Below are 24213 nucleotides of genomic sequence, written 5' to 3' on the forward strand. Positions count from 1 at the left end.
AACTCCATAGTAAGGCACCATGCAGAGCAAGTACAAAGTCGGGCTGATGCGCCTGAACCTGTGGGCCGCAGCGCTGCTACTGATCCTGCTGGCGTACCTGTCGGAACGGTTGTCCAGCGCCCTGTTGCTGGTTCTGACCAGCGTCTGGCTGATGGTAACGGCCAGCCTGCTCGAAATGAGCCATCGGCGCCCCGCTACCGTGCCCTGGCAATTGCTGCCCAGCTTGCTGCTGGCCGGCCTGCTTGCCGCCGATCCGGAACGCCACGCGCTGTGGCTGTGGGTCTGGCCCGCCCTGCTGATGCTGCCCCAGCCCGGCTGGGTACTGGCCCTCACCTGCGCACTGGCGACGCTGACCTGGTGGATGCTGGCGGATTTGCTGGGGATCGAGCAGACGCTGTTCTCCGGCCTGGTATTGCTGCCATTGATGCTGCTCGGCCTGGCGCGCAACCGCCATTTGCTGCCGACACACTCTGCCGCGCGTCAGCGCATGCGCCTGGTGCCGGGGCTCCCGCTTTGGAGCGGCCAGCAGCTTGCCACCGACCTGCGCCGTGAGCGCGCACGCTGCCGGCGCGAAGGCGTTCACGCCGAACTGATGCTGCTGCGCACATCACGTCGCCAGCTCTGGCCACTGGCCCAGGATCTGTGTCGCCTGACCCACGAGTTCGAGAACTGCTATCGCCTCGACCACCGCACCTTGGCTACGCTGTTGCTCAGCCGGGACGGCAAGCAGGCCGGCGAACGGCGCCGCACGCTACTCAAGGGGCTGCGCCCCAACGCCAAGGTCCGCTTCGCCTCGCTGAGCGATCTCGGCACGCTCGAGGAGGCGGTCCAGCGTTTCGAGCGTCAGCGCGAGGACCTGCTGGTCGAGCCGGGGAGCGCACATGGCTGACGACAACCGCAACCACACGGCTCGTATCGTCGTTGCCTATGCCATCTCCACCCTCCTGCTGGGGGGCTATTCGATCTGGCGCTATCTGATGGGCGACTACAATCGCATCCTGCTGCCGGCTTCTCTCGCCCTGGTCATGCTGGTGGCCTGCCTGATGTGTATTGCCCGCGCCAGCCAGGCGCGGCTGTCGGCCTACCTGGCGCTGATCGTCGGCTACTTGATGCTGGCCCTGGAGCTGCCATGGCTCGACGAGTCGGGGATCATGTGGCTCGGGTTCGCCCCCCTGCTCACGGTACTGCTGCTGCCGCTCGCCTCCGCCATGCTGCTCAATCTGCTGCTGGCCCCCGTCTGGCTCCTGCTCAGCGATTCCCAGTTGGACGTGCACCTGGCACTGAGCTATGTCGCCATGGCACTGGTGGCTGCCCTGGTGCCATGGGAACAGCGCCGCCAGCAGGCGCTGCTGGATGCCACCAACCCGCGCGACCCCCACTGTAACGCCCTGGCGCGCGAAGCCCTGCACGAGTTGCTGGCCAGCGAGTATCAGCGCACCCAGTTCCTCGGTCAGCCCTTTGCCGTGCTGACGCTTCACCTGCCCCAACTGGAAATGGCCAGCGAGCAGTTTGGCAACCGGGCGCGTCAGTCCCTGCTCGATGCGTTCTGCCTGGCCGTCAACCGCTGCTCACGACGCCACGATTTCCTCGGCCGGCAGGGCACCTCCACCTTCTGGCTGGTACTGCCGGACACCAGCCAGAGCGGCGCCCAGATGGTACAGCAGCGCATCGAGCAGGCGTTGGAAACCACGGTCCTGGTGGACACCGGCCCGCTGCGGGCGGCCATCGCCCACTGCCAGCGTCTTCCGGGAGAGAGCTGGCCACGCTTCGAGCAGCGCCTGCTCACCATGGCACGACACCTCAGCGGCAGCTGAAAGGACCGCTGAGCACAGGAGCTGGTAACCAAGGAGTCGATGCTTGAGCTTGACCGAAACCCTGCTGCAACTTGCCCCGCCCCCCGAGATGCTGCTCCTCATCGTGGGCGCCATCGCCTTGGTCGAGTCGCTGGCCCTGGTGGGCCTGCTGCTGCCCGGGGTGGTCCTGATCACGGCGGCAGCCTCATTGGCAGGCCATCAGGACATGGCCGTGACCTCCCTGCTGCTGGCGGCGTTCATCGGTGCCATCCTGGGTGACGGCATCAGCTTTGCCCTGGGCTATACCCAGCGCGAGCGAGTCACTCGGCTGTGGCCATTGTCGCGTCATCCGGAGTGGCTGGCGCGCGGCGCACGCTTCTTCCAGCGCTACGGCAGCCTATCGGTATTCTTCGGGCGTTTCGTCGGCCCGGTGCGCCCCGTGATCCCGCTTATCGCCGGCATGTTGCACATGTCACCGCGGGCCTTTCTCTGGGCCAATCTGGCATCGGCAGCGCTCTGGGCCCCGGCCTATGTCTTGCCGGGATACCTGCTGGGACAGACCTGGCAGCAGTTGCTGACGTTTCCCGCCGGGTTCGAGCAGCTGTTGATCGCGGTGGGCGTTGCCGTACTCGTACTGGTAGTGGCCTTTTCGTGGCTGCGCCAGCAGGTAAGCCGGTCAGGTCGCGTGTACCGCCTGCTGGCGCGAGCCGCAAGACGCTATCCGCTGCTGCGCCGGGCGTGGCTGAAGCAAAGCTGGCGCCGCGGTGAAGTGCCCTTGGCAAGTTGGCTGTTGCTGATCTTCTCCCTGGGCGGGCTTTCGGGGCTGACCATCGCCGTCATTCGCCAGCGCGGCCCCTTTCCCATTGATTTACAGATCCAGGCCCTGTTCGACGGCCTGGTCGTGCCGTCCCTGCCCGAGGTGAGCCAGCTCCTGGCACGCATCGGGGACATGTATGGCATCCTGGCGCTGGTACTGCCCTGGGGGCTATGGCTGCTGGCCAGGCGCCACATGAGCGCCCTTGCCCACATAGCCGCCGGGCTCGGTGGTATCGCCCTGCTCAACACCTTGGGTAAGGCGCTGATCGGCCGGCCGCGCCCGGACACACCGGACTACCTCACCGGTTCACTGGCCTATCCCAGCGCCCACGCCTCCTCCGCCGTGGTGCTGTATGGCCTGGCTGCCGCCTTCGTCGCCCAGGAACTGCCCTATCACCGACGCTTCTGGGTCTACTGGCTGGCCATCGCCCTGACCCTGCCCATGGCGCTGTCGCGCCTGGTCATTGGCGTACACTGGTTTACCGACCTGCTTGGCGGTGGGCTGCTGGGGCTGGTGGTCTGCGCGCTGGTGCGCCTGGCCTGGCAGCGCAAGCCGCGCGCTTCGCTCACCCCCTGCCCTTGGCTAGCCCTGGCCGTCGCTTCGCTGATTCTGCTCGCCACACGGGTGGCCTTGCTCCCCCCCGTGTAACTGCATCGCGCCATGGTGCGATTCAACCAAGCGCCAGCCATAGCCCAACGCCTACCATCAGCGTACCGGCAATGCGGTTGAGCAGCCTCACGTTGCCGCTCTCGCCAAGCACCCGGCGCAGGCCACGCCCGCCGGCGGCATACAGCAACAGGCTCAGGAACTCGATGGTGAGGATCACCGCGACCAGCACGCTCAACTGCCCCGTCAGTGGACGCGAGGCATCGAGGAAAGGTGGCAGCAGGGCGACGAAGAAGGCCCAGCCCTTGGGGTTGGCCACCGCCGTGACGAAGCCCTGCAGCACCAGTTGGCCGCGCGAGGCCGGCGCCAGCTCGATGCTCTCGAGCGGAATGGCCATGCGTCCTCGGGAGCGCCACATCATGACCCCCAGATAGCCGAGATAGGCGCCGCCGACCCACTTGAACAGAGCGAAGAGCTCAGGCTGGCGCAGCATCAGGGTGGCCACGCCGGCCCCAGCGGCGGTAGCCACCAGACCGACACCGACGAGTTCGCCCACCATCATCCACAGGGTACGTTTCACCCCCTGGGTCATGCCCAGCACCATCGACAGGGTCATGCACATGCCCGGCGTCAGCGAGACGAACAGAAAGGTCGGCACGAAGACCGACAGCAGCGATAGCTTGATCATGGAGGCGCCTCGTTCTTGGTACTCAGGCTGTCAGGCAGGAATGACGTGCAGATGACGCTGGCTAATGAATGCCCCTTACTCCCCCCAACGAGGCATCAGCCGGTGCTCGATGTCGAGCTGGTTGAGTATGCGCGCCACGATGAAGTCGACGAGGTCGTCTACCGTCGCAGGCCGGTGGTAGAAGCCCGGCGCCGCCGGCAGGATCACCGCCCCCATGCGGGCAAGGCTCAGCATATGCTCGAGATGTATCGTCGACAGCGGCGTCTCGCGCGGCACCAGGATCAGCTTGCGCCGCTCCTTGAGCGCCACGTCGGCGGCACGCTCGATCAAGTTGTTGCTGGCACCCGTCGCCACCGCCGACAGCGTGCCGGTGGAACAGGGACAGATCACCATGGCGGACGGCGCGCCCGAGCCCGACGCCACCGGCGCCATCCAGTCCTCGCGCCCGAAACAACGGATCTGGCCGGGAGCGGCCCCGCTGCGCTCGATGAGCGCCTGGGCCAATCGCTCGGGCCGCGCCGGCAAGCTGGCATCGGTTTCGGTCTCGATGACCAGATGGGCGGCCTTGGAAACCAACACCCACACTTCATGACCTGCCGCGGCCAGCGCATCGATCAGGCGCAGACCGTACTGGGCACCGGAGGCCCCGGTGATCGCCACCGTGACCGGGGGAGAGAAAGCCGGCTCAGCCATGGGCCACCTCGAGTGCCGCCAGCAGCTTCTCGTGGATGCCGCCGAAGCCGCCATTGGACATCACCACGATACGGTCGTGCGGGCGCGCCTCGGCCACCAGCGCCGCCACCAGCGTGTCGATGTCTTCTTCGAGCCGTGCCGGCACGGGGCTGGCCTCCACCACCGGCTGCAGCGACCAGTCGAGGCCCGACGGCTGGTACCAGAAGACCCGATCGGCGGCAGCCACGCTTGCCGCCAACCGCTCACGCAGCGCCCCCAGACGCATGGTATTGGAGCGCGGCTCGATCACCGCCAGCAGGCGGCCACGCGGCGTGGCGGCACGCAGCCCCTCGAGGGTGGCGGCGAAGGCCGTGGGATGATGCGCGAAATCGTCGATGACCTGGATGCCGGCCACCTCGCCGCGCACCTCCTGGCGACGACGCGGCGTCTCGAAGCGAGAGAGTGCCGCACAGCCCCGCGCCAGATCGACACCGCAGGCATGCGCCGCAGCCAATGCCGCCAGGGCGTTGCGCGCATTGTGGGTGCCGGTCAGCGGCCAGTCGACCACGGCGTCCTCGTTCACTTCGCCTTGCTGGTGGATGACTCGAAAGCGTGAGGCGTCGTCACGCTCCAGCACCAGCCGCCACGGGCTCGCGGCATTGCTGCCGAAGCGCTCCACCGGCGTCCAGCAGCCCATCTCCAGCACCCGGTCCAGCGCCGGCTCGCCGTCGGCCACCAGCAGCCGGCCGCGCCCCGGCACGGTACGCACGAGATGATGGAACTGCCGTTCGATGGCGGCCAGGTCGGCAAAGATATCGGCATGATCGAACTCGAGATTGCCGAGAATCGCGATGTCGGGACGGTAGTGAACGAACTTCGAGCGCTTATCGAAGAAGGCGGTGTCGTACTCGTCGGCCTCGACCACGAAGGGCGCGCCGGCAGCGCCGAGTCGCGCCGACACGCCGAAGTTGCGCGGCACGCCGCCGATCAGGAAGCCCGGCTCGAGCCCGGCCGACTCCAGCAGCCAGGCAGCCAGGCTCGCCGTGGTGGTCTTGCCATGGGTGCCAGCCGCGGCAATCACTTGCCGGCCCGGCAACACGTGCTCGGCCAGCCACTGCGGGCCGGAAATGTAGGGCATGCCCTGGTCGAGCAGCGCTTCCACCTCGGGGTTGCCTCGCGACAGCGCATTGCCGACTACCACCAGATCGGGGCGCGGCGTCAGGTTGGTCGCAGCATAGCCTTCATACAGGCCGATGCCGGCCTCTTCGAGCTGGGTACTCATCGGCGGATAGACGCCTGAATCCGAGCCAGTGACGGTATGCCCCAGATCGCGCGCCAGCAGGGCCAGGCTACCCATGAAGGTGCCGCAAATACCGAGAATATGAAGGTGCATGGAGTTCCGACCTTTTATCGCCAGGTAGAGCTGACGGGCAGTGCCCGCCGGAAAGGAACCGGCAGACTAGCACGGCCCGGAGGCGCCTCTCCAGCGACGTGCAGGTTCGGCGCCTTTCGTCTAAAATGTCTCGCCTTGTCGTGAAGCATGAAATGGACATTTCCCAGGAGCCCATAAGCCCCATGGCCCAGCATAACGCCTTCTATGCCCAGTCTGGCGGTGTTACCGCCGTGATCAACGCCAGCGCCTGCGGCGTGATCGAAGCCTGCCGCCAACACTCCGATCGCATTGGCAAGGTCTATGCCGGACACAACGGTATCATCGGCGCTCTGACCGAGGACCTGATCGACGTGACCCAGGAGTCGGACGAGGCAATCGCCGCCCTGCGTCATACGCCCGGCGGCGCCTTTGGCTCCTGCCGCTACAAGCTCAAGGACATCGAGAGCCATCGCGCCCAGTACGAGCGGCTGATCGAGGTCTTCAAGGCCCATGACATCCGCTACTTCTTCTACAACGGCGGTGGCGACAGCGCCGACACCTGCCTGAAGGTCTCGCAGCTCTCCGAGAAAATGGGCTATCCGCTGACCGCGATCCACGTTCCCAAGACCGTGGACAACGACCTGCCGATCACCGACAACTCGCCGGGCTTCGGCAGCGTGGCCAAGTACATCGCCACCTCCACGCTGGAAGCCTCCCTCGATATCGCCTCCATGTGTGCCACTTCGACCAAGGTGTTCGTGCTCGAGGTAATGGGCCGCCACGCCGGCTGGATCGCTGCCGCCGGAGCCTTGGCAGGTGAAGGCGAAGGCCAGCCCCCTCATCTGGTGATCTTCCCAGAGGTGCCCTTCGAGCGCGGCAAGATCATGGCTCGCGTCGAGGAGTGCGTGGAGAAGTATGGCTACTGCGTGATCGTGGTCTCCGAGGGAGCCCGCTACGAAGACGGCACCTTCCTTGCCGATTCGGGCAATACCGACGCCTTCGGCCATCGCCAGCTGGGTGGCGTGGCGCCGACGCTGGCCGGCATGGTCAAGCAGGACCTCGGTTACAAGTACCACTGGGCGGTGGCCGACTACCTGCAGCGAGCGGCGCGCCACCTGGCTTCACGCACCGACGTGGAACAGGCCTATGCCGTGGGCCAGCAGGCGGTGGAACTGGCCGTCGCTGGCAAGAATGCCATGATGCCGGCCATCAAGCGGATCAGCGACGAGCCCTACGAGTGGCGCATCGAGTCCGCCCCCCTGGCCGAGGTGGCCAATCGCGAGAAGTTCATGCCGCGCGAGTATATCCGGGAGGACGGCTTCGGCATCACTGACGCCTGTCGCCGTTATCTGTCGCCGCTGATCCAGGGCGAAGACTACCCCCCGTTCGAGAACGGACTGCCCAAGGTGGCGAAGCTCAAGCTGACCAAGGTCGAACGTAAACTGCCCGAATTCAAGCTCTGAGCCGTAGCCAACCGCTTGACGAAGCCCTCGCTCCGGCGAGGGCTTCGTCGTTTTGGATACCCACATCGCAACCACTCACCGCAGCAGCCACGAAAGTACCAGCAGCAATAACAGAATCCCGGCCACACCTTGCCAGAAATTGGCCGGCTCACGCAGGAAGCGGCGCGGATCGTGACGCACCGGCCTGCCTCGGCCATCCTGATGTCGAAGCGCATAGAGGAGTTCGGACATACGCCGGAAGCGCAAGGAACGCTGGGGATCCAGAGCCCGGCGCAGGGTATCGTCGAGCTGAGGCGTGATCTCGGGATTGTGTAGCCTGGCACTCCGGTAGCTCAGCTGCTCGAGGTCGGTATGGCTGCGCAGCCGATCCGGACTCAGCTCATAAGGCAACTCTGCGGTCAGCAGCCAGTAGATCGTCGAGGCCAGCGAATACTGGTCGCTGCGCCGGCCAACGCTGTCGTCCAGCGCATATTCCGGCGCGCTGTGTTCGGACAAGCCGGTCTGGCGGGCCAGTTCGCGTGAGCGCCGATGGCCGTCCAGGTCACGCATGTGACAGGCACTGAAGTCGGTCAAGACCACCTGGCCATGGGTGTCGATCAGGATATTGTCGGGGTGGATGCGCTGGTGCAGCACCTCGCGATGATGCAGGGCCTGGACCGCCTTGCCCAGTTGCACCGCGATATCCAGGCGCTGGGCCAGGCTGGCCTGGGGATGGCGCAGCGCCCACTCGGTCAGCGTCGTGCCTTCCACATAGGCCATCAAGTAATAGAGGTAGCGCCGCGGGCGTGAGGACTCCATGACCCGGGCCACGAATGGCGACTTGACCCGCTCCACCACCCACTGCTGCAACAGGAAGTGTTCCAGGTAGGCATTGCGGTTGGAGAGTTCGGGGCTCGGCGCCTTCATCACCATTTCGCGCTCGGTGCGGCTATCGCGAACCCGGTAGACCCGTGACTGGGCGGTGCGCGACAGCACCTCCTGCACTTCCAGACCGTCGATGCGCTCTCCCGGGGAGAGTTCAGGCGGAATCGGCAGGTCACCGTAGATGCGGCTGGGGTGATCCTGCTCCACTTCGGGCAACTGGTCGATGCGCACCAGCTGGAAGCAGAACTGGTCGGCACCATAGCCGCGCTCCTGGGCTCGTTCCCGCGCTGCCGCTGCCAGCCGCTCGCAGGCCGCATCGAGATCGCTGGCATCCAAGCGAATCAGGCCCACGTAGTCGGATGGCATCAAGGTGCCGCGCACCGCCTGGGTGGTGAACAGGAAGATGTCGCCCTGCTTCAGGGGGAGCTGCATGTAATCGATGTCGATGCTGCCATCCAGCCCCAAGGCACGCGACGGATAGCGATAGCCGCCCAGATCGGTAATATGGTCGCGGGTGAGCTGCTCGAACTCGGCACCGCGCAGGCGGAAGACCAGGGTATCCCCCATGTGGAACAGGTGTGCCTCGCGCCCGCGATAGACCATGGCGGAGAGGGAGGCGACATAGCTGCCACCCTCGATGAAGGTGCTCTGGCTGTAACACCAACCGTTGAGCGCTCGCAGTACGCGCGTGGCCGAGGTCTTGACGTCCCAATGATCCGGCGTGGAAAAGTAGTCGGCCAGGAAGCCCCTTACGCTGAGGTCGCCGGCCTGCTTGGCGATGGCATTGCGCGAGCTGGTATCGCTGATCACCGCGCAGGCGCCCTTGGCGGCAGACTGGGCGGCCTGGCTGGGGATGCGTACCGACATGGAGCTGCGATGGTGCCGCCGGTCCGGCGCCACGAAGGCCTGCCCGACGCTCAACGCGAGCCGATTGGCTGGCAAGATGCGCTCCTTCAAGATATCGCCACTGATCACCGCTTGCTCCGCATGGCTGGCCGAACCGCCCGACGTCGGCCATCATACACGGTTGTGGCCGACTCAACCTGTCAACCAAAGCCCAAGTCGGCCAACCGCCGCCCTACTCTCACCTATGTCGCATTGGTAATCATCGGGCCTGGTCCGTATAATTCTGCCCATTTTGCGGTGTCTCCACTTTTCGCCAACGAAGGAAGCGACGATGAACTTCGACCACATCCCTGCCGGCAAGGATCTTCCCAACGACGTCTACGTCGCCATCGAGATCCCCGCCAACCACGCTCCGATCAAGTACGAGATCGACAAGGAGATGGGCGCCCTTCTGGTTGACCGCTTCATGGCCACCCCGATGTTCTATCCGGCCAACTACGGCTTCATCCCTCACACCCTGGCCGACGACGGCGACCCGCTCGATGCCCTGGTGGTCACGCCCTACCCGGTTCAGGCCGGCAGCATCATCCGCGCTCGCCCGGTCGGCATCCTCAACATGACCGACGAAGCCGGCGAGGATGCCAAGCTGGTATGCGTGCCCCACGCCAAGCTGACCACGCTCTATGACGACGTTCAGGAAGTCACCGACCTGCCCGAGCTGCTGCGCCAGCAGATCGCTCACTTCTTCGAGAATTACAAGGATCTCGAGAAGGGCAAGTGGGTGAAGGTGGAATCCTGGGAGGGCGCCGACGCCGCGCGCAAGGCCATCGAGAAATCCGTGGCCGCCTACGAAAAGGCGTGAGCCAGGCCGAGCCGTGTCGAGACGGGCCGTCCCTCGGGGCGGCCCGTTCGTTTTCCTGCGACACCAGGGCGCACTCGTAAGGTTCTAACGTTGCCGTCGACTGAGTTATTCTGGAACTCGGCGTTTCGCTAACGGATCACTCCAAGCGAGTACCGCGACCGCTCATGAGCGCCGACTATCGACCGCTTCCGTTTACCAGAGGGTTTCCTGCGTTGACTAGCCGTCATCTCGCCATGCGCCTGATCTGCTGCCTGCTGCTGTGGTTGCCGCTGGCCGCCCAGGCCCAATGGTTCTCCTCCTCTTCCAGCGGTCAGAGCGACTTCCTGCCGGTCATGGAGGCCTTCCAGCCGAGCGCCTGGCATGATGGCGAAACGCTCTACATCGGCTTCGAGAACGCTGAAGGCTATTACCTCTATCGTCACCAGTTCGGTGTCGAGAGTCGTGACGGCGCGCTCCAGATCGGCGAGCCCACCCTTCCCGCGGGCGAATTCAAGAGCGACGAATTTCTCGGCGACGTCTACGTCTTCTACGACCGAGTAGTCTTCGAGGCGCCGCTACAGGGCACTGCCGAAGGGCCGCTGGACATCACCGTGCGCTTCCAGGGCTGCGCCGATGCCGGGCTCTGCTATCCCCCGGAGCGGGTCGAGCTGCAGGCTCCCGCCAGCGCCATGCCGGCGGCCTTCGCTGGCTGGCAAGAGGGCGGCGGCGCGGATGGTCCGGGTGACGCCACTACCTCCCCTGCCACGCCGCCACCCGCCCTGCAGAGCCAGGACGGCCGCTTCAGCAGCCTGATCGGTGAAGCCAGCCTGCCACTGGCCCTGGGCCTGTTCTTCCTCGCCGGGCTGGGGCTGACCTTTACCCCTTGCGTACTGCCGATGGTGCCGATCCTCTCATCGATCATCGTCGGTCAGAATCCAACTCGACCGCGCGCCTTCGCCCTCTCCGCCAGTTATGTCAGCGGCATGGCGCTCACCTACGCCCTGGTCGGTGTGTTGATGGGCCTGTTCGGCGCCGGCCTCAATTTGCAGGCTCACTTGCAATCCGCGCCCGTACTGATCGCTTTTGCGCTGCTTTTCGTGCTCTTCGCGCTGGCCATGTTCGGCACCTTCGACCTGCGCCTGACGCCGCGCCTGGCAGGGCGCATCGATGCCTGGCAGGCCCGTGCCCAACGCAGCGGGCCACTGGGCCTTGCCGGCGCCGGCGCACTGTCGGTACTGGTGGTTTCGCCCTGTGTATCGGCACCGCTGGCCGGTGCCCTGGTCTTCATCTCCTCTACCGGCGATGCGCTGATGGGTGGCGCCGCCCTGCTGGCCCTGGGCCTGGGCATGGGGGTGCCGCTGCTGCTGGTCGGCACCTTCGGCGCCACCGCCCTGCCACGCAGCGGTGCATGGATGAACGGCGTCAAGATCGCCTTCGGCATCCTGCTGCTCGGCGTGGCGGTATGGCTGGTGGAGCGCCTGCTCCCACCCGCTGTCAGCCTGCTGCTGTGGGCCGCGCTGGCGATCGGTAGCGCACTGGCATTGGGCGCCCTGTCGCTCAACCTGGCCCAGGGCTGGGCTCGGGTACGCCAGGCCATCGGCCTGCTGCTGCTGGCCTGGGGCATTGCCCTGGTGTTCGGCGCCGCCATGGGCGGCAACGACCCGCTGCGCCCCCTGGCATCGTTTACCTCCGGCCCGGGTAGCGTCGAGAGCGTCGAAATCACCACGGTGGAGGATCTCGAGGCGCTGCGAGGCACGCTGCGAGAACGTGCAGATCAAGGCCAGCCTGCCTTCGTGCACTTCACCGCGGACTGGTGTATCTCGTGCAAGCAGATGGAGCGCCAGGTATATCCCACTCCCCAGGTCGCCGAGCCGCTGTCGCATTTCACCCGTATCAATGTCGACGTGACGCGCAGCGACGCCACCAGCCGCGCGCTGCTCGACCACTTCGGTCTGTTCGGCCCGCCGAGCCTGCTATTCTTCAGCGGGGAAGAAGAGATCCGCGAAGCCCGTATCCAAGGCGAAGTCAGGGCTGGCGAACTTGCCAGCCACCTGCAGGACCTGCTCGACTGGTTGGAGCAGCAACGCAGCTGATTCGCTACCCGCCGCCGCAACAGATGGGCAATCGAACAGCGTTCCCCGACCGGCTGGACATCCCCAGCGATTTTAGGCACACTCCGCCAACAACGCTTATCAAGGCCGATAGAGGCGTCAATATTCGCCATCTTGCCGCGATCTATCGAAAGTTGGCCTGGGTTGACAGCGCCCTGGCCCACTGCCATCCACCACCGGTCGAGACTCAATATGGATATCCGTAAGGTCAAGAAACTGATCGAGCTGCTGGAAGAATCCAACATCAGCGAAATCGAGATTCAGGAAGGCGAAGAATCGGTGCGTATCAGCCGCCACCCCAATGGTGTCAGCTGGCCCCAGCCCCCCGCGCCGCAGTTTGCCGCCCCACAGGCAGCGCCCAGCCAGACCGCACCGGCACCCGCCGCCGGGCCTGCCGAGGAAGCCCCGGCGACCACCTACCAGGGCCACGCCCTGACTTCGCCGATGGTCGGCACCTTCTACCGTAGCCCGGCTCCCGGCTCGAAGGCGTTCGTGGAAGTGGGGCAGAGCGTCAAGAAGGGCGAGACCGTGTGTATCGTCGAAGCCATGAAGATGATGAACCAGATCGAAGCCGATCGTGACGGCGTGATCGAGGCGATCCTGGTCGAGGACGGCGAACCGGTCGAATTCGACCAGCCGATGCTCATCATTTCCTGATCTTTCACCGACACTGGCGGACTCCCTATGCTGGACAAGGTTCTCATCGCCAACCGTGGCGAGATCGCCCTGCGAATCCTGCGTGCCTGCAAGGAGCTGGGCATCAAGACGGTCGCGGTGCACTCCAAGGCCGACCGTGAACTGATGCACGTACGCTTGGCCGACGAGGCCGTGTGCATCGGACCGGCCCCTTCGGCCCAGTCCTATCTCAACATTCCGGCGCTGATCAGTGCCGCCGAGGTCACCGACTCCAGCGCCATTCACCCCGGCTACGGCTTTCTTTCCGAGAATGCCAATTTTGCCGAGCAGGTGGAGCGCTCCGGGTTCGTGTTCATCGGCCCGCGCGCCGAGACCATTCGCCTGATGGGCGACAAGGTCAGCGCCATCGAAGCCATGAAGAAGGCCGGCGTACCCACGGTTCCCGGCTCGGACGGCCCGCTGGGCGATGACGAGGGCGACAACATCACCACTGCCCGGCGTATCGGCTACCCGGTGATCATCAAGGCTGCCGCCGGCGGCGGCGGGCGCGGCATGCGCGTGGTACACACCGAAGGTCACCTGCTGTCGGCGATCAACGTGACCCGCACCGAGGCGCACTCGGCCTTCGGTGACGGCACGGTCTACATGGAGAAGTTCCTCGAACGGCCTCGCCACGTCGAGGTCCAGGTGCTGGCCGATGGCCAGGGCAATGCCATCCATCTGTACGACCGTGACTGCTCGCTGCAGCGGCGTCACCAGAAGGTACTGGAGGAGGCCCCCGCCCCCGGCATCGATCCCGAGGCCCGGGCCAAGGTGCTCGAGGCGTGTCGCGAGGCGTGCATCGAGATCGACTATCGCGGTGCCGGTACCTTCGAGTTTCTCTACGAAGACGGCCAGTTCTTCTTCATCGAGATGAACACCCGCGTGCAGGTGGAGCATCCCGTCACCGAGATGGTGACCGGTATCGACATCGTCCGCGAGCAGCTGCGCATCGCCTCGGGTCTGCCCCTGTCGATCCGCCAGGAAGACGTCAAGCTCAACGGCCATGCCTTCGAGTGTCGCATCAACGCCGAGGACCCGCGCACCTTCATGCCCTCTCCCGGCAAGGTCACCCTCTACCATCCCCCGGGTGGGCTCGGGGTGCGCATGGATTCGCATATCTATACCGGCTATACCGTACCGCCCCACTACGACTCGCTGATCGGCAAGCTGATCACCTGGGGCGACAGCCGGGAAATCGCCCTCACGCGGATGCGCAACGGGCTCGATGAACTGCTGGTGGAAGGCATCAAGACCAACACCGATCTGCACAAGGACCTGGTCCGCGACGCCAATTTCCAGCAGGGCGGTGTCAACATCCATTACCTAGAGAAGAAGCTCGGTTCCTAGCAAATTCGCAGATCCGAGAATCGCTCCCGGCGGGGTGGCCACGGCCACCCCGCATGCGTCATGCACAGGAGATTGCCATGCCCTGGCTACAACTCAAGGCCCGCATCGCCCCGGAGCAGGCCGAACTGCTCGAGGAGCTGCTGCTGGCCGAAGGTGCCACTGCCATTACCTTGCAGGACGCTCATGACGATCCGGTCTTCGAGCCCGAGCGCGGCACCACGCCGCTGTGGAACGAGACGGTGCTGACGGGGCTCTACGACGACCTCGAAGGGCTCGATGCCATGCTCGAGCGCCTGGCTGCGGCCTGGGCCGAGACCCTGCCCGACGAACCCTGCCCGGTCATCGAACACGAGCTGCTGGCCGATCGCGACTGGGAACGTGAGTGGATGGAGGATTTCCAGCCGCTGCGCATGGGTCAGCGGCTATGGATCGTGCCCAGTTGGCATCAACCTCCCGACCCCAATGCCGTCAACCTGCACCTGGACCCAGGCCTGGCCTTCGGCACCGGCACCCACCCCACCACAGCGCTGTGCCTCGAGTGGCTCGACACGCTGGCCTTGACGGGCGATCTCGACGGCGTCGAGATGCTCGACGTGGGCTGCGGCTCCGGCATCCTTGCCATCGCCGCGCTCAAGCTGGGGGCAGCGCTCGCCACCGGCACCGACATCGACCCCCAGGCGCTTCAGGCCAGCCGCGACAACGCCGAGCGCAACGACATCGCGGAGCACGAACTGACGCTGCGCTATCCCGAACAATTGGATGCCGGACGACGCTTCCCGCTGGTGGTGGCCAACATCCTGGCAGGCCCCCTGGTGGAACTGGCACCGATGATTGCCGGCCATGTGGCCCCCGGCGGCCGGCTAGCCCTGTCGGGCATTCTCGAGCGGCAGGCCGACGAGGTGATCGATGCCTACCGTGACCAGGGATTGATCATGGACGAACCACGGATTCGCGAAGGCTGGGTCCGGCTCAGCGGGCGCCGGCCGGCCTGAGACTCGCGCTTTGCCACCTTCACCCTGCCCCTTCGGGGGCGTATGATATGCAACCCCGAGTTCACTGATCCGTCTCATGACCGATAGTCGCCCGCTGCCACAGATCGGCCGGCACCGCCTGCCCAATCGAGTCATCCTGGCCCCCATGGCCGGCGTGACCGACCGTCCGTTTCGCCAGCTCTGCCGCCGCCTGGGAGCGGGGCTGGTGGTAGGCGAGATGGTCACTTCGGACCCGGCACTTTGGCATACGCGCAAGTCGCGCCAGCGCATGGACCACCGTGGCGAACCCGGCCCCCGAGCCGTGCAGATCGCCGGCGGTGACGCTGCCATGCTGGCCGAGGCGGCACGCCTCAACGCCGACCAGGGGGCCGAGATCATCGACATCAACATGGGCTGCCCGGCCAAGAAGGTCTGCAACAAGGCCGCCGGATCGGCCCTGCTGCGCGACGAAACCCTGGTGGCCGAAATCCTCGAGGCGGTGGTGGCGGCGGTCGAGGTCCCGGTAACGCTGAAGATCCGTACCGGCTGGTGCGCCGATAGCAACAACGGTGTGCGCGTAGCGCGGCTGGCGGAAGCCGCCGGCATCCAGGCGCTGGCGGTGCATGGCCGTCATCGCCAGCAACGCTATCAGGGCGAAGCCGAGTACGACACCATTGCCGCCATCAAGCAGGCCGTGCGCATCCCGGTATTCGCCAATGGCGATATCGACTCTCCACGCAAGGCGGCCCAGGTTCTGGACTATACTGGTGCGGATGCGGTGATGGTCGGTCGCGGCGCCCAGGGCAACCCCTGGATCTTTCGCGAGATCGACCACTACCTGCGCCATGGGCGCAGCTGCCCTTCACCCGAGCCAGACGAAAGGGCCAGCGTATTGCGGGGGCACTTGCACGCCCTGCATGAATTCTATGGCGACTACATGGGGGTGCGAATCGCGCGCAAGCACCTCGGCTGGTACCTTGCCAGCGACCGTCGCTTCAGCGCCGGCCGACAGCGCGATCTGCGGGCAGCCTTCAACGCCCTGGAGCAGCCCGACGAACAGTATGACTTCATCGACGACCTTTTCCGCCCGGAGGGTAAAGCCGACCTTTCCTGGGCATCGAATGGAATCAGTGCCGCATGAATCGTGAAGCCTTCAATCGCAACGCCGATCTGCCAGAGCTGGAAGCCAGCTCCTGTGCCGGCCTGCCGGAGCTCGACAGCCCCTCCCTGCCATCGGACACGTTGGCGGAGCAGCCGCTGCGTGAGGCCGTAGATGCCGCCATGCGACGCTATTTCGATCATCTCGATGGCGGCACCGTGACCGACCTCTACGCCATGGTGATGGCAGAGGTCGAATCGCCGCTGCTGGCAAGCGTGCTCGAGTATACCCAGGGCAACCAGACTCGCGCCGCCGAGATGCTTGGCCTCAACCGCGGCACGCTACGCAAGAAGCTCAAGCAGCACGACCTGATCTGAACCCGGCCGGCTTGGCGCTCCCCCGCCACCCGGCCGGCTTACCTCCACTTCCCGACATAGAGTTGCTCCTCATCATGGCCCAAGCCTCCCCCACCCCGGTACGCCGCGCGCTGATCAGCGTCTCCGACAAGACCGGCATCGTCGACTTCGCCCGCGGACTGTCCGGACACGGTGTCGAACTGCTCTCCACCGGCGGCACTTTCCGCCTGCTGCAGGAGAACGGCATTGCCGTGACCGAGGTGTCCGAGCACACCGGCTTCCCCGAGATCATGGACGGTCGCGTCAAGACCCTGCACCCGAAGATCCACGGCGGCATCCTGGGGCGTCGCGGCCAGGACGATGGCGTCATGGCCGAGCATGGCATCGCGCCCATCGACATGGTGGTGGTCAATCTCTACCCCTTCGCCCAGACCGTGGCCAAGCCGGACTGCTCCCTCGAGGATGCGATCGAGAACATCGACATCGGCGGCCCAACCATGGTGCGTGCCTGCGCCAAGAACCACGCCCATACCACCATCGTGGTGGATGCCGGCGACTACGCCCGGGTACTGGCTGAAATCGCCTCCAACGACGGCGCGGTAAGCGACGCCACGCGTTTCGACCTGGCGGTGAAGGCCTTCGAACATACCGCCGGCTACGATGCCGCCATTGCCGACTACCTGGGCCAACGGGTACCGGGCGGCGAGGATGGGTTCCCGCGCACCTACAACGTACAGTTCGTCAAGAAGCAGGCCATGCGCTACGGCGAGAACCCGCACCAGAGCGCAGCGTTCTACGTCGAGGCCGACGCCAGCGAAGCCAGTGTGGCCACCGCCCGCCAGCTGCAGGGCAAGGAACTGTCGTTCAACAACGTGGCCGACACCGACGCTGCCTTCGAGTGCGTCAAGAGCTTCACCGACACCGCCTGCGTGATCGTCAAGCATGCCAACCCCTGCGGCGTGGCGGTCGGAGCTACTCTTAGCGAGGCCTACGACAAGGCGTTCGCCACCGATCCCACCAGCGCCTTCGGCGGCATCATTGCCTTCAACCAGCCGCTGGATGCCGATACCGCCCGCGCCATCATCGACCGCCAGTTCGTCGAGGTGATCATCGCCCCCGGAGTCGATGAGGCGGCTGCCGCCATCGTGGCCGAGAAGCAGAACGTGCGCCTGCTCGACGTCAGCGATAACTGGCCCGGCCAGCGCGAGCACGCCCACGACTTCAAGCGCGTCACCGGGGGGCTGCTGGTACAGGACCGCGACCTGGGCATGGTCGGCCGCGATGAGCTGACCGTGGTCACCGAGCGCGTTCCCTCCGAGCAGGAAATGCGCGACCTGGCCTTCGCCTGGAAGGTGGCCAAGTACGTCAAGTCCAACGCCATCGTCTATGCCAAGGACGGCCAGACCATCGGCGTCGGCGCTGGCCAGATGAGCCGCGTCTACTCGGCCAAGATCGCCGGCATCAAGGCCGCCGATGAAAACCTCTCCGTGCCCGGCTCGGTGATGGCCTCAGACGCCTTCTTCCCCTTCCGCGACGGCATCGACGCCGCGGCAGCGGCCGGCATCACCGCGGTGATCCAGCCCGGCGGCTCCATGCGCGACCAGGAAGTGATCGACGCCGCCAACGAGGCGGGAATCGCCATGGTGTTCACCGGCATGCGCCACTTCAGGCACTGACGCTCGCCGAGCCGCAAGGAGCAAGGAGCAAGGAGCAAGTCACACGCAAAACCCCACCTGGGCTAGACGCCCGTGTGGGGTTTTCGCGTTATGCTTCTCTACCTCGAGAAACGGTGCGAGCGACGGTCAGACAAGGCGAAAACTGGCGAAGAAGCGGAGCTTACTGTTGTAAGTGAGCATTCTAAGCCAGTTTTCAACGCCGTATGACCGAGCGCAGCCCGTTTATTAACCAAGATCGATGCAGAGGTACTTGGTTTCGAGAAACTCATCGATCCCCTGGTGGCCGCCCTCGCGGCCAAGGCCCGAGGCCTTGACGCCACCGAACGGCGCCGCGGTGTTGGAGATGAGCCCAGTGTTGATACCTACCATGCCGTACTCCAGCGCATCGGCGACGCGCCACACGCGCCCCAGGTCACGCGAGTAGAAGTAGGAGGCCAGGCCGTACTCGGTGTCGTTGGCCATCTGCACGGCGTCTTCCTCGTCCTCGAAGGGAAACACCGCCGCCAGCGGGCCGAAGGTCTCCTCCTGGGCCACCTTCATGTCGCCAGTGGCGAAGCTGATCAGCGTCGGGGTAAAGAAGTTCCCGCCCAGCGGATGGGGGTGGCCACCGAGCAGCAGCTCGGCCCCCTTGTCGACGGCATCGTGCACGTGCTCGCTGACCTTGGTTACCGCGTTCTCGTCGATCAGCGGCCCGATATTGATGTCCGGCTCGGTACCGTCGCCTACTTTCAACTCGCTATTCATCGCCACCGCCAGCTTCTCGCAGAAGGCGTTGATTACGCTCGACTGCACCAGGAAGCGATTGGTGCAGATGCAGGTCTGGCCGGCATTGCGGAACTTGGCGGCCATGGCGCCCTCTACCGCTGCGTCCAGGTCGGCATCCTCGAAGACGATGAACGGCGCGTTGCCGCCCAGCTCCAGCGAGATCTTCTGGATATGCTGGGAGGCCCGCGACATCAGCTCGCGGCCCACTTCGGTGGAACCGGTAAAGGTGATCTTGCGCACCAGGGGCGACTCGGTCATTGCCGCGGCGATCTCGCTGGCACGCCCCGGCACCACGTTGAACACGCCACGGGGTACGCCGGCACGCTCGGCCAGCAGCGCCATGGCGGTGGCCGAGAACGGCGTCTGGCTGGCCGGCTTGATGACGATAGTGCACCCCGCCGCCAGCGCCGCGCCGGCCTTGCGCGTAATCATCGCCGCAGGGAAGTTCCATGGCGTGATCGCCCCGACTACGCCGACCGGCTGCTTGGTGATCACGATGCGCTGGTTGGGCTTGGCTGCGGGAATGGTTTCGCCATAGACCCGCCGTGCCTCCTCGGCAAACCAGCGCAGGAAGCTCGCCGCATAGGCGATCTCGCCAGCCGCTTCCTTGAGCGGCTTGCCCTGCTCGTGGGTCATGATCATCGCCAGGTCGTCCTGATGCTCGAACATCAGGTCGTGCCACTTCATCAGGATGTCGGCACGCTCCTGGGCGGTGAGCGCTCGCCAGCCGACGAGCGCCGCATCGGCAGCGGCGATGGCGCGCTCGGTCTCGCCCCGGCCTAGCCTTGGCACCGTGCCGAAGGTCTCTCCTGTCGCCGGATTGATGACTTCGATCTGTTCGCCACTATCGGCCGCTACCCAGCTGCCGTCTATATAGGCGAAAGGACAATAGAGCTGTGTTTCCTTGAGGGCTTCCATGTTGTCTCTCCTGGCCTCAGCGTGGTCTGTACCGAGTGAAAGTGAAGTCGTGCCGAGTCCTGCCCAGTCACTGGGCCTCGACGTTGCGCTGCTCGGTTACGTTCTCGGGAATGCCTTCCTGTGTTGGCGGCTGAAGCATAGCGTTAAGTATGGCAAGTATCAGGACCAACGCGATGGCAATCCAGCAGAAGGCACGGCCGATGTAGCGTTCGGGCTGGCGCTGGACCTGACGCAAGCCCATCACGGCGAAGATGGCGGCAGCAAGATTCAGAGGCATCAGGCTGCCCTGGAACAGCAGGGCGATGAGCGCCGTGACGATGGCTGTCATGGCCCAGGGGGCATAGCGACGCCGCGGCGAATCCGGGGAGGAGCTGTCGCGTTCCAACGAATCGTCTCTCTCTGTCGGCTCAGCAGTAGGCACCCATGCTAAGCGCAAAGGCCGATTGCTACCAACCCCGAGCAGAAAGAGGCGAAGCTTTTCAGCGGTTTCGACGCGGTTCCCGGCTTGCCGAAAGGGTAATGGAAACCGAATCGGCAAAACGCAACGCGTGCGGCTTGTCGATCTCGACCTGCGCCGTGAGCACCTGTTCGTGGCTCATGATCAGATCGAGAACCTCCCGTGTCATGCGCTCCAGGAGCAGGAAGCGGCTCTCTTCCACCAGCTCGATCACTTCCTTGCTGATCGTACGATAGTTGAGCGCCTGCTCGATATGGTTGAACGCCACCGCCTTGTCGGCTCGATAGCGGATCACGGCGTTGATCACCACATCCTGGCGGTTGTTGATCTCATCATCCTTGATACCGATGAAGGTACGCAGGCGCAGGTTCTTGATGCGAATCGTGGCCAGGTCGTGATCGAGATGCTGATCGTCCAGGGCATGCAGCGTCATGGCGTTGGCTCCAGGGAGGAACGTCGTTGGCACGGGACACGCCCCGTCAGCGGCCGTTGACCAGGGTGAGGAATTCCTGACGTGTGGGCTGGTTATCGCGAAAGGACCCCAGCATCACGGAAGAGGTCATACTGGAATTCTGCTTCTCCACGCCGCGCATCATCATGCACAGGTGTCGCGCCTCGATCACCACCGCCACGCCGCGCGCGCCGGTGACACGCTGCACGGCCTCGGCGATCTGGCGCGTCAGGTTTTCCTGAATCTGCATGCGGCGGGCATACATGTCGACGATGCGCGCAAATTTGGAAAGCCCTAGCACCTTGCCGCTGGGCAGGTAGGCGATATGGCACTTGCCGATGAAAGGCAGCAGGTGGTGTTCGCACATCGAGTAGAGCTCGATGTCCTTGACCACTACCATTTCGTCGGTCTCGCTCTTGAAAACGGCGCCGTTGATGATCTCCTCGAGGGTCTGGGAGTAGCCACGAGTGAGAAACTGCATCGCCTTGGCGGCCCGTTTCGGCGTATCGCGCAGGCCTTCTCGCTCCGGGTCCTCACCCAGCTCGAGAATGATCTGGCGGTAGAAGTTGGCAAGCTCATCGTTCATGGTCAGGCCCTGCGACTCCGTGTACCGTTCGTCTCGCGATGGCCCGGCCATCGTCATGGATTCGTACAAATATTATGCGCAATATTTTCTTTGTACAGCTTTTTTACGCCTCTGGACGACATTCTACCGTAACCCGAGGTTTGCCGCAGGCGGTATACCTGAAAACGACATCCTGCGACATTCGTGCCACTACTACGCCTGGGCGGCTATGGTAAAATAACGGCCTTGAAAACTGCCGATACGCGCAGCCTGGTCCCTCCGAGAGCCCGATATGATCAAGATTCCAGACGCGATACTGACAGCCAGCGGACTGGCCTTTCTCCTCTTGCCCCTGCACGCCTTGGCAGACACCCTTACCGTGCCCGGGGATGCCGTCATCGCTGCCCAGGTCATCGATGAACTCGAGCTGCAAGGGGAGAGCGAACGCCACGACGACATCCTGCTTCGCCCCGTCAGCGGTATTGGCGATGCCGTCCATGAGCTGCCCGAATATTGCGTCGTGGTGGGCGATGCCCGCATGGATGGCGATCGCCTGCGCATCACTACCAAGGCGCTGACCTGCATCGAGACCGATGGCGGCGACAGCGACATCTACAGCGGCGAAATCTCCGCTGCCGCATACGAATTGGATGGCAGCTACGGGTTGGCAGTATGCGAAACCGGCCACTGCAAACTGTCGAGCGATCACGTCTTTCACCTCAAGCTGGCCAGTCGCCTGGAGATCGAAGAGCAGGACAACCCCTCTGCCCGAATCAACGAGCAGCGCCGCCAAGCCGAAGGTGCCGGCGTGGCCAACCCGATCCCCGCCGAGCGTCCCGACCCCGACAGCGACTGACCCCTCCTGCTTTGCGCACCCTGGGTGGGTGCGCGTCCTTCCACTTCAGGCCAGCCAGCGCGGCGACCGAGCCAACGCCAGGCGCTGCTGCTCCAGTTGGCGAATGTGTGCCTCCCAATAGCCGGCATCGGCGACCCAGGGAAAGGCCGGAGGAAAGGCCGGGTCGTCCCAGCGCGCCACCAGCCAGGCGCTGTGCCGCATCAGGCGCAGCGTACGCAAGGGTTCGATCAGCGCCAGCTCGCGGCGGTCGAACTCCCGGTGCTGTTCGTAGCCCTCCAGCACCTCCGAGAGCTGCATGTGCCACTCCGCTTCATGCTCGGCGGTGAGAAACATCCACAGGTCCTGTACAGCAGGCGCCATCAGGGCGTCGTCGAAATCGACCAGAGAAAAGGCGTCGTCGCGGCCGAGCAGGTTGCCGATGTGACAGTCGCCTTGCACCCGAATCGTCTGCTGCGGCGTCCAGGTATGGGCCTGCAACTCCTGATGCAACACCTCGGAGAGACGCTCGTAGGCCTGGCGCTGACGGCGGTCCAGCCAAGGCGCTGTCAGCACACGCTGCCGGGCCTCACGCACCATGCCATCCAGATCGAGACTCACGCGATGGCGAAAGGTAGAGCGCTCGCCAATGGCGTGCACGGCGCCGATCAGCTCGCCCAGCGCAAACAGGTGGGACGGATTCTCCAGCTCCGGCGCCTGCCCCGACAGCTGCGGGAACAGCGCCAGCCGAAAGCCCTCGGCATGATGCAGGCTCTGCCCCGCCGCGTTGCGCCAGGGTGCCGCCACGGCCACTCCCTCTGCTACCAGCTCATCCAGGAAATCGTGCTCTTCCTGGATCTGCGCATCGCTCCAGCGGGCCGGGCGATAGAACTTGGCCACCCAGCGCCGCCCCTCGTCGTCATGCAGCAGGAACACCCGATTCTCGTAACTGTTCAAGGTGAATGGCTCACCTGGCAACCAGAAGCCGAGCGACTCGATGGCCGCCACGACACGGGCAGGCGACAGGGCTGCGAAGGGATGTGGCGTGCTGTGCATGTGCTTCACCGGCTGAAGAAAGCCCCCATGGTAACAGCCTAGGCGCAGCAGCGGATCATTCGTCCAGCAGCGGCGTGCGGGCCACTGCCCAGGCCTCCACCTCACACGCACCGGCCGCCCGGCAAGCCTGCGCCAGCGCGTCCAGCGTGGCGCCGGTGGTCATTACGTCGTCCAGCAGCGCCACGCGCGACGGCAGCGTGCCCCTGATCTCGAAGCCGTCGCGCAGGTTGCGGTAGCGCTCGACGCGATCCAGGCCGCGCTGCGAGCGGGTGTGCTGCCGTCGCTGCGCCTGTGAAAGCCGCAGGCCATGGCGCGCCGCCAGGCGCTGGGCCAGCCAATCGGCCTGGTCGAAGCCGCGCTCCCGTGCTCGTGCAGGATGCAGCGGTACCGGAATCAGCGCCTCGGGCCAGGCCAGGGCCTCCCCCGGCAGCCCGAGCTCCAGGAGTTCGAGCAGCACGTTGCCGGCACGTGGAGAGGCATGGAACTTGAAGCGCTGGACCAGCCTTACCACCTCATCCTCGTAGCGCAGCGGCGCCCGCGCACGAACGAAAGCCGGCGGTCGGGTCAGGCAGTGGCCGCAGCGCTTGCCCGAAAGCGACCCGGAAGGCTGCGGTTCGGCACAGCTCGGGCAGGCCGGCAGGTTCCACGGCAGCGCCTCGAAGCAGGCCTGGCACCATGGGCGTTCCGGCTCGGCAGGCGCCAGGCAGAAGCCGCAGCGCCCCGGCAGGGCCCGGCGCAGGCCGCGGTCGATACCCTGCCACAGCGGCCGCAGCCAGCCGCTCAATCGTGCGAACCCTGGCGGCCCATCCCGCAGCGCATCGCGCTTCCGTTCCGATTGCATGGGTGGCTATCCCTGTCACTCCTTCTGTATTCGAAGAAGCTTATCATCTCCCTCATGCTGGCGTTCCTCATTCGCCGGTGCCATCTCGTCAACTCAGCCACCCCACCAGGTTGACAGAAAGCCAATTT

The 24213-nt window shown here is 65.1% G+C and carries 23 protein-coding genes; 13 read left to right on the plus strand and 10 right to left on the minus strand.

From position 1 onward, the window contains the following. Nucleotides 1-19 precede the first annotated feature (19 nt). From ACUY1T_RS04055 to ACUY1T_RS04065, 3 genes are read left to right on the plus strand one after another with little or no spacing between them, the layout of a single operon-like run. Nucleotides 20-889 (plus strand): hypothetical protein, encoded by an 870-nt coding sequence (locus tag ACUY1T_RS04055; protein WP_446020445.1) that lies wholly within the window; start codon nt 20-22, stop codon nt 887-889. Further along, nucleotides 882-1814 carry a diguanylate cyclase domain-containing protein gene (locus tag ACUY1T_RS04060; protein WP_446020446.1) on the plus strand — a complete coding sequence of 311 codons (933 nt, stop codon included), beginning with the start codon at nt 882-884 and terminating at the stop codon, nt 1812-1814. Before ACUY1T_RS04055 ends, ACUY1T_RS04060 begins: the two co-directional genes overlap by 8 nt. 43 nt (nt 1815-1857) lie before the next feature. Further along, nucleotides 1858-3258, plus strand: coding sequence for a bifunctional DedA family/phosphatase PAP2 family protein (locus ACUY1T_RS04065; RefSeq protein ID WP_446020447.1), 1401 nt, complete (start codon nt 1858-1860; stop codon nt 3256-3258). Between the two features lie 22 nt (nt 3259-3280). On the opposite strand, the gene ACUY1T_RS04070 is transcribed toward ACUY1T_RS04065, so the two are convergent. The 3 genes from ACUY1T_RS04070 to mpl all read right to left on the minus strand — a co-directional run bounded on the left by ACUY1T_RS04070 (nt 3281) and on the right by mpl (nt 5969). After that, nucleotides 3281-3904, minus strand: coding sequence for a LysE family translocator (locus ACUY1T_RS04070; RefSeq protein WP_446020448.1), 624 nt, complete (start codon nt 3902-3904; stop codon nt 3281-3283). A 75-nt stretch (nt 3905-3979) separates the two neighbouring features. Continuing rightward, complete coding sequence (locus tag ACUY1T_RS04075; protein ID WP_446020449.1) at nt 3980-4597, minus strand: flavin prenyltransferase UbiX; 618 nt, start codon at nt 4595-4597, stop codon at nt 3980-3982. Continuing rightward, nucleotides 4590-5969, minus strand: coding sequence for a UDP-N-acetylmuramate:L-alanyl-gamma-D-glutamyl-meso-diaminopimelate ligase (mpl, locus tag ACUY1T_RS04080; RefSeq protein ID WP_446020450.1), 1380 nt, complete (start codon nt 5967-5969; stop codon nt 4590-4592). Before mpl ends, ACUY1T_RS04075 begins: the two co-directional genes overlap by 8 nt. Nucleotides 5970-6151: 182 nt before the next feature. Here mpl and ACUY1T_RS04085 point away from each other — a divergent pair, with 182 nt between their 5' ends. After that, nucleotides 6152-7411, plus strand: coding sequence for a 6-phosphofructokinase (locus ACUY1T_RS04085; RefSeq protein WP_446020451.1), 1260 nt, complete (start codon nt 6152-6154; stop codon nt 7409-7411). A 75-nt stretch (nt 7412-7486) separates the two neighbouring features. Here the strand turns inward: ACUY1T_RS04085 and ACUY1T_RS04090 are convergent, their stop codons facing one another. Next, on the minus strand, nt 7487-9142 hold the full coding sequence (locus ACUY1T_RS04090; protein ID WP_446020748.1) for a protein kinase domain-containing protein: 1656 nt from the start codon (nt 9140-9142) through the stop codon (nt 7487-7489). Nucleotides 9143-9452: 310 nt separating this feature from the next. On the opposite strand from ACUY1T_RS04090, the gene ppa reads away from it, so the two are divergent. From ppa to purH, 8 genes are all read left to right on the plus strand, one after another. Continuing rightward, nucleotides 9453-9983 (plus strand): inorganic diphosphatase, encoded by a 531-nt coding sequence (gene ppa, locus ACUY1T_RS04095; RefSeq protein ID WP_446020452.1) that lies wholly within the window; start codon nt 9453-9455, stop codon nt 9981-9983. A gap of 233 nt (nt 9984-10216) precedes the next feature. Further along, entirely contained in the window at nt 10217-12055 is a 1839-nt protein-coding gene (gene dsbD / locus ACUY1T_RS04100; protein ID WP_446020749.1) for a protein-disulfide reductase DsbD, read from the plus strand. 210 nt (nt 12056-12265) lie between these two features. Continuing rightward, nucleotides 12266-12730, plus strand: coding sequence for an acetyl-CoA carboxylase biotin carboxyl carrier protein (gene accB, locus ACUY1T_RS04105; RefSeq protein ID WP_446020453.1), 465 nt, complete (start codon nt 12266-12268; stop codon nt 12728-12730). 27 nt (nt 12731-12757) lie between these two features. Then, a complete protein-coding gene (gene accC, locus ACUY1T_RS04110; RefSeq protein ID WP_446020454.1) occupies nt 12758-14098 on the plus strand; it encodes an acetyl-CoA carboxylase biotin carboxylase subunit in 1341 nt (446 codons plus the stop codon). Between the two features lie 77 nt (nt 14099-14175). After that, nucleotides 14176-15090 (plus strand): 50S ribosomal protein L11 methyltransferase, encoded by a 915-nt coding sequence (gene prmA / locus ACUY1T_RS04115; RefSeq protein WP_446020455.1) that lies wholly within the window; start codon nt 14176-14178, stop codon nt 15088-15090. A 76-nt stretch (nt 15091-15166) separates the two neighbouring features. Beyond that, nucleotides 15167-16210: a tRNA dihydrouridine synthase DusB gene (dusB, locus tag ACUY1T_RS04120; RefSeq protein WP_446020456.1), complete on the plus strand. Its 1044-nt coding sequence runs from the start codon at nt 15167-15169 to the stop codon at nt 16208-16210. Then, the gene (fis, locus tag ACUY1T_RS04125) at nt 16207-16545 is read left to right on the plus strand and encodes a DNA-binding transcriptional regulator Fis (RefSeq protein ID WP_446020457.1); all 339 of its coding nucleotides are present in this window, start codon (nt 16207-16209) and stop codon (nt 16543-16545) included. Before dusB ends, fis begins: the two co-directional genes overlap by 4 nt. 74 nt (nt 16546-16619) lie before the next feature. After that, nucleotides 16620-18200: a bifunctional phosphoribosylaminoimidazolecarboxamide formyltransferase/IMP cyclohydrolase gene (purH, locus tag ACUY1T_RS04130; protein WP_446020458.1), complete on the plus strand. Its 1581-nt coding sequence runs from the start codon at nt 16620-16622 to the stop codon at nt 18198-18200. A gap of 225 nt (nt 18201-18425) precedes the next feature. Here the strand turns inward: purH and ACUY1T_RS04135 are convergent, their stop codons facing one another. The 4 genes from ACUY1T_RS04135 to folE form a co-directional block, all read right to left on the minus strand. After that, nucleotides 18426-19883: an NAD-dependent succinate-semialdehyde dehydrogenase gene (locus tag ACUY1T_RS04135; protein WP_446020459.1), complete on the minus strand. Its 1458-nt coding sequence runs from the start codon at nt 19881-19883 to the stop codon at nt 18426-18428. A gap of 67 nt (nt 19884-19950) precedes the next feature. Further along, nucleotides 19951-20268: a hypothetical protein gene (locus tag ACUY1T_RS04140; RefSeq protein ID WP_446020460.1), complete on the minus strand. Its 318-nt coding sequence runs from the start codon at nt 20266-20268 to the stop codon at nt 19951-19953. A gap of 94 nt (nt 20269-20362) precedes the next feature. Then, the gene (folX, locus tag ACUY1T_RS04145) at nt 20363-20773 is read right to left on the minus strand and encodes a dihydroneopterin triphosphate 2'-epimerase (RefSeq protein WP_446020461.1); all 411 of its coding nucleotides are present in this window, start codon (nt 20771-20773) and stop codon (nt 20363-20365) included. A 46-nt stretch (nt 20774-20819) separates the two neighbouring features. Then, complete coding sequence (gene folE, locus ACUY1T_RS04150; protein ID WP_446020462.1) at nt 20820-21377, minus strand: GTP cyclohydrolase I FolE; 558 nt, start codon at nt 21375-21377, stop codon at nt 20820-20822. 271 nt (nt 21378-21648) lie between these two features. Here folE and ACUY1T_RS04155 point away from each other — a divergent pair, with 271 nt between their 5' ends. Beyond that, nucleotides 21649-22212 (plus strand): hypothetical protein, encoded by a 564-nt coding sequence (locus ACUY1T_RS04155; RefSeq protein ID WP_446020463.1) that lies wholly within the window; start codon nt 21649-21651, stop codon nt 22210-22212. Nucleotides 22213-22257: 45 nt separating this feature from the next. Here ACUY1T_RS04155 and ACUY1T_RS04160 read toward each other — a convergent pair whose 3' ends face one another. Next, entirely contained in the window at nt 22258-23244 is a 987-nt protein-coding gene (locus ACUY1T_RS04160) for a serine/threonine protein kinase (RefSeq protein ID WP_446020464.1), read from the minus strand. A 55-nt stretch (nt 23245-23299) separates the two neighbouring features. Then, nucleotides 23300-24085, minus strand: coding sequence for a double zinc ribbon domain-containing protein (locus tag ACUY1T_RS04165; protein ID WP_446020465.1), 786 nt, complete (start codon nt 24083-24085; stop codon nt 23300-23302). Nucleotides 24086-24213 lie beyond the last annotated feature (128 nt).

The organism is Billgrantia sp. Q4P2 (assembly GCF_052806135.1).

Bases quoted from the DNA above. Each gene is read 5' to 3' on its own strand.
- ACUY1T_RS04075 (WP_446020449.1), bottom strand. From the start codon at position 4,597: ATGGCTGAGCCGGCTTTCTCTCCCCCGGTCACGGTGGCGATCACCGGG.
- folX (WP_446020461.1), bottom strand. From the start codon at position 20,773: ATGACGCTGCATGCCCTGGACGATCAGCATCTCGATCACGACCTGGCC.
- folE (WP_446020462.1), bottom strand. From the start codon at position 21,377: ATGAACGATGAGCTTGCCAACTTCTACCGCCAGATCATTCTCGAGCTG.
- mpl (WP_446020450.1), bottom strand. From the start codon at position 5,969: ATGCACCTTCATATTCTCGGTATTTGCGGCACCTTCATGGGTAGCCTG.
- ACUY1T_RS04055 (WP_446020445.1), top strand. From the start codon at position 20: ATGCAGAGCAAGTACAAAGTCGGGCTGATGCGCCTGAACCTGTGGGCC.
- accB (WP_446020453.1), top strand. From the start codon at position 12,266: ATGGATATCCGTAAGGTCAAGAAACTGATCGAGCTGCTGGAAGAATCC.
- ACUY1T_RS04165 (WP_446020465.1), bottom strand. From the start codon at position 24,085: ATGCAATCGGAACGGAAGCGCGATGCGCTGCGGGATGGGCCGCCAGGG.
- ppa (WP_446020452.1), top strand. From the start codon at position 9,453: ATGAACTTCGACCACATCCCTGCCGGCAAGGATCTTCCCAACGACGTC.
- ACUY1T_RS04060 (WP_446020446.1), top strand. From the start codon at position 882: ATGGCTGACGACAACCGCAACCACACGGCTCGTATCGTCGTTGCCTAT.
- ACUY1T_RS04135 (WP_446020459.1), bottom strand. From the start codon at position 19,883: ATGGAAGCCCTCAAGGAAACACAGCTCTATTGTCCTTTCGCCTATATA.
- ACUY1T_RS04090 (WP_446020748.1), bottom strand. From the start codon at position 9,142: ATGTCGGTACGCATCCCCAGCCAGGCCGCCCAGTCTGCCGCCAAGGGC.
- ACUY1T_RS04070 (WP_446020448.1), bottom strand. From the start codon at position 3,904: ATGATCAAGCTATCGCTGCTGTCGGTCTTCGTGCCGACCTTTCTGTTC.
- fis (WP_446020457.1), top strand. From the start codon at position 16,207: ATGAATCGTGAAGCCTTCAATCGCAACGCCGATCTGCCAGAGCTGGAA.
- ACUY1T_RS04160 (WP_446020464.1), bottom strand. From the start codon at position 23,244: ATGCACAGCACGCCACATCCCTTCGCAGCCCTGTCGCCTGCCCGTGTC.
- purH (WP_446020458.1), top strand. From the start codon at position 16,620: ATGGCCCAAGCCTCCCCCACCCCGGTACGCCGCGCGCTGATCAGCGTC.
- ACUY1T_RS04155 (WP_446020463.1), top strand. From the start codon at position 21,649: ATGATCAAGATTCCAGACGCGATACTGACAGCCAGCGGACTGGCCTTT.
- dsbD (WP_446020749.1), top strand. From the start codon at position 10,217: ATGCGCCTGATCTGCTGCCTGCTGCTGTGGTTGCCGCTGGCCGCCCAG.
- accC (WP_446020454.1), top strand. From the start codon at position 12,758: ATGCTGGACAAGGTTCTCATCGCCAACCGTGGCGAGATCGCCCTGCGA.
- ACUY1T_RS04085 (WP_446020451.1), top strand. From the start codon at position 6,152: ATGGCCCAGCATAACGCCTTCTATGCCCAGTCTGGCGGTGTTACCGCC.
- dusB (WP_446020456.1), top strand. From the start codon at position 15,167: ATGACCGATAGTCGCCCGCTGCCACAGATCGGCCGGCACCGCCTGCCC.
- prmA (WP_446020455.1), top strand. From the start codon at position 14,176: ATGCCCTGGCTACAACTCAAGGCCCGCATCGCCCCGGAGCAGGCCGAA.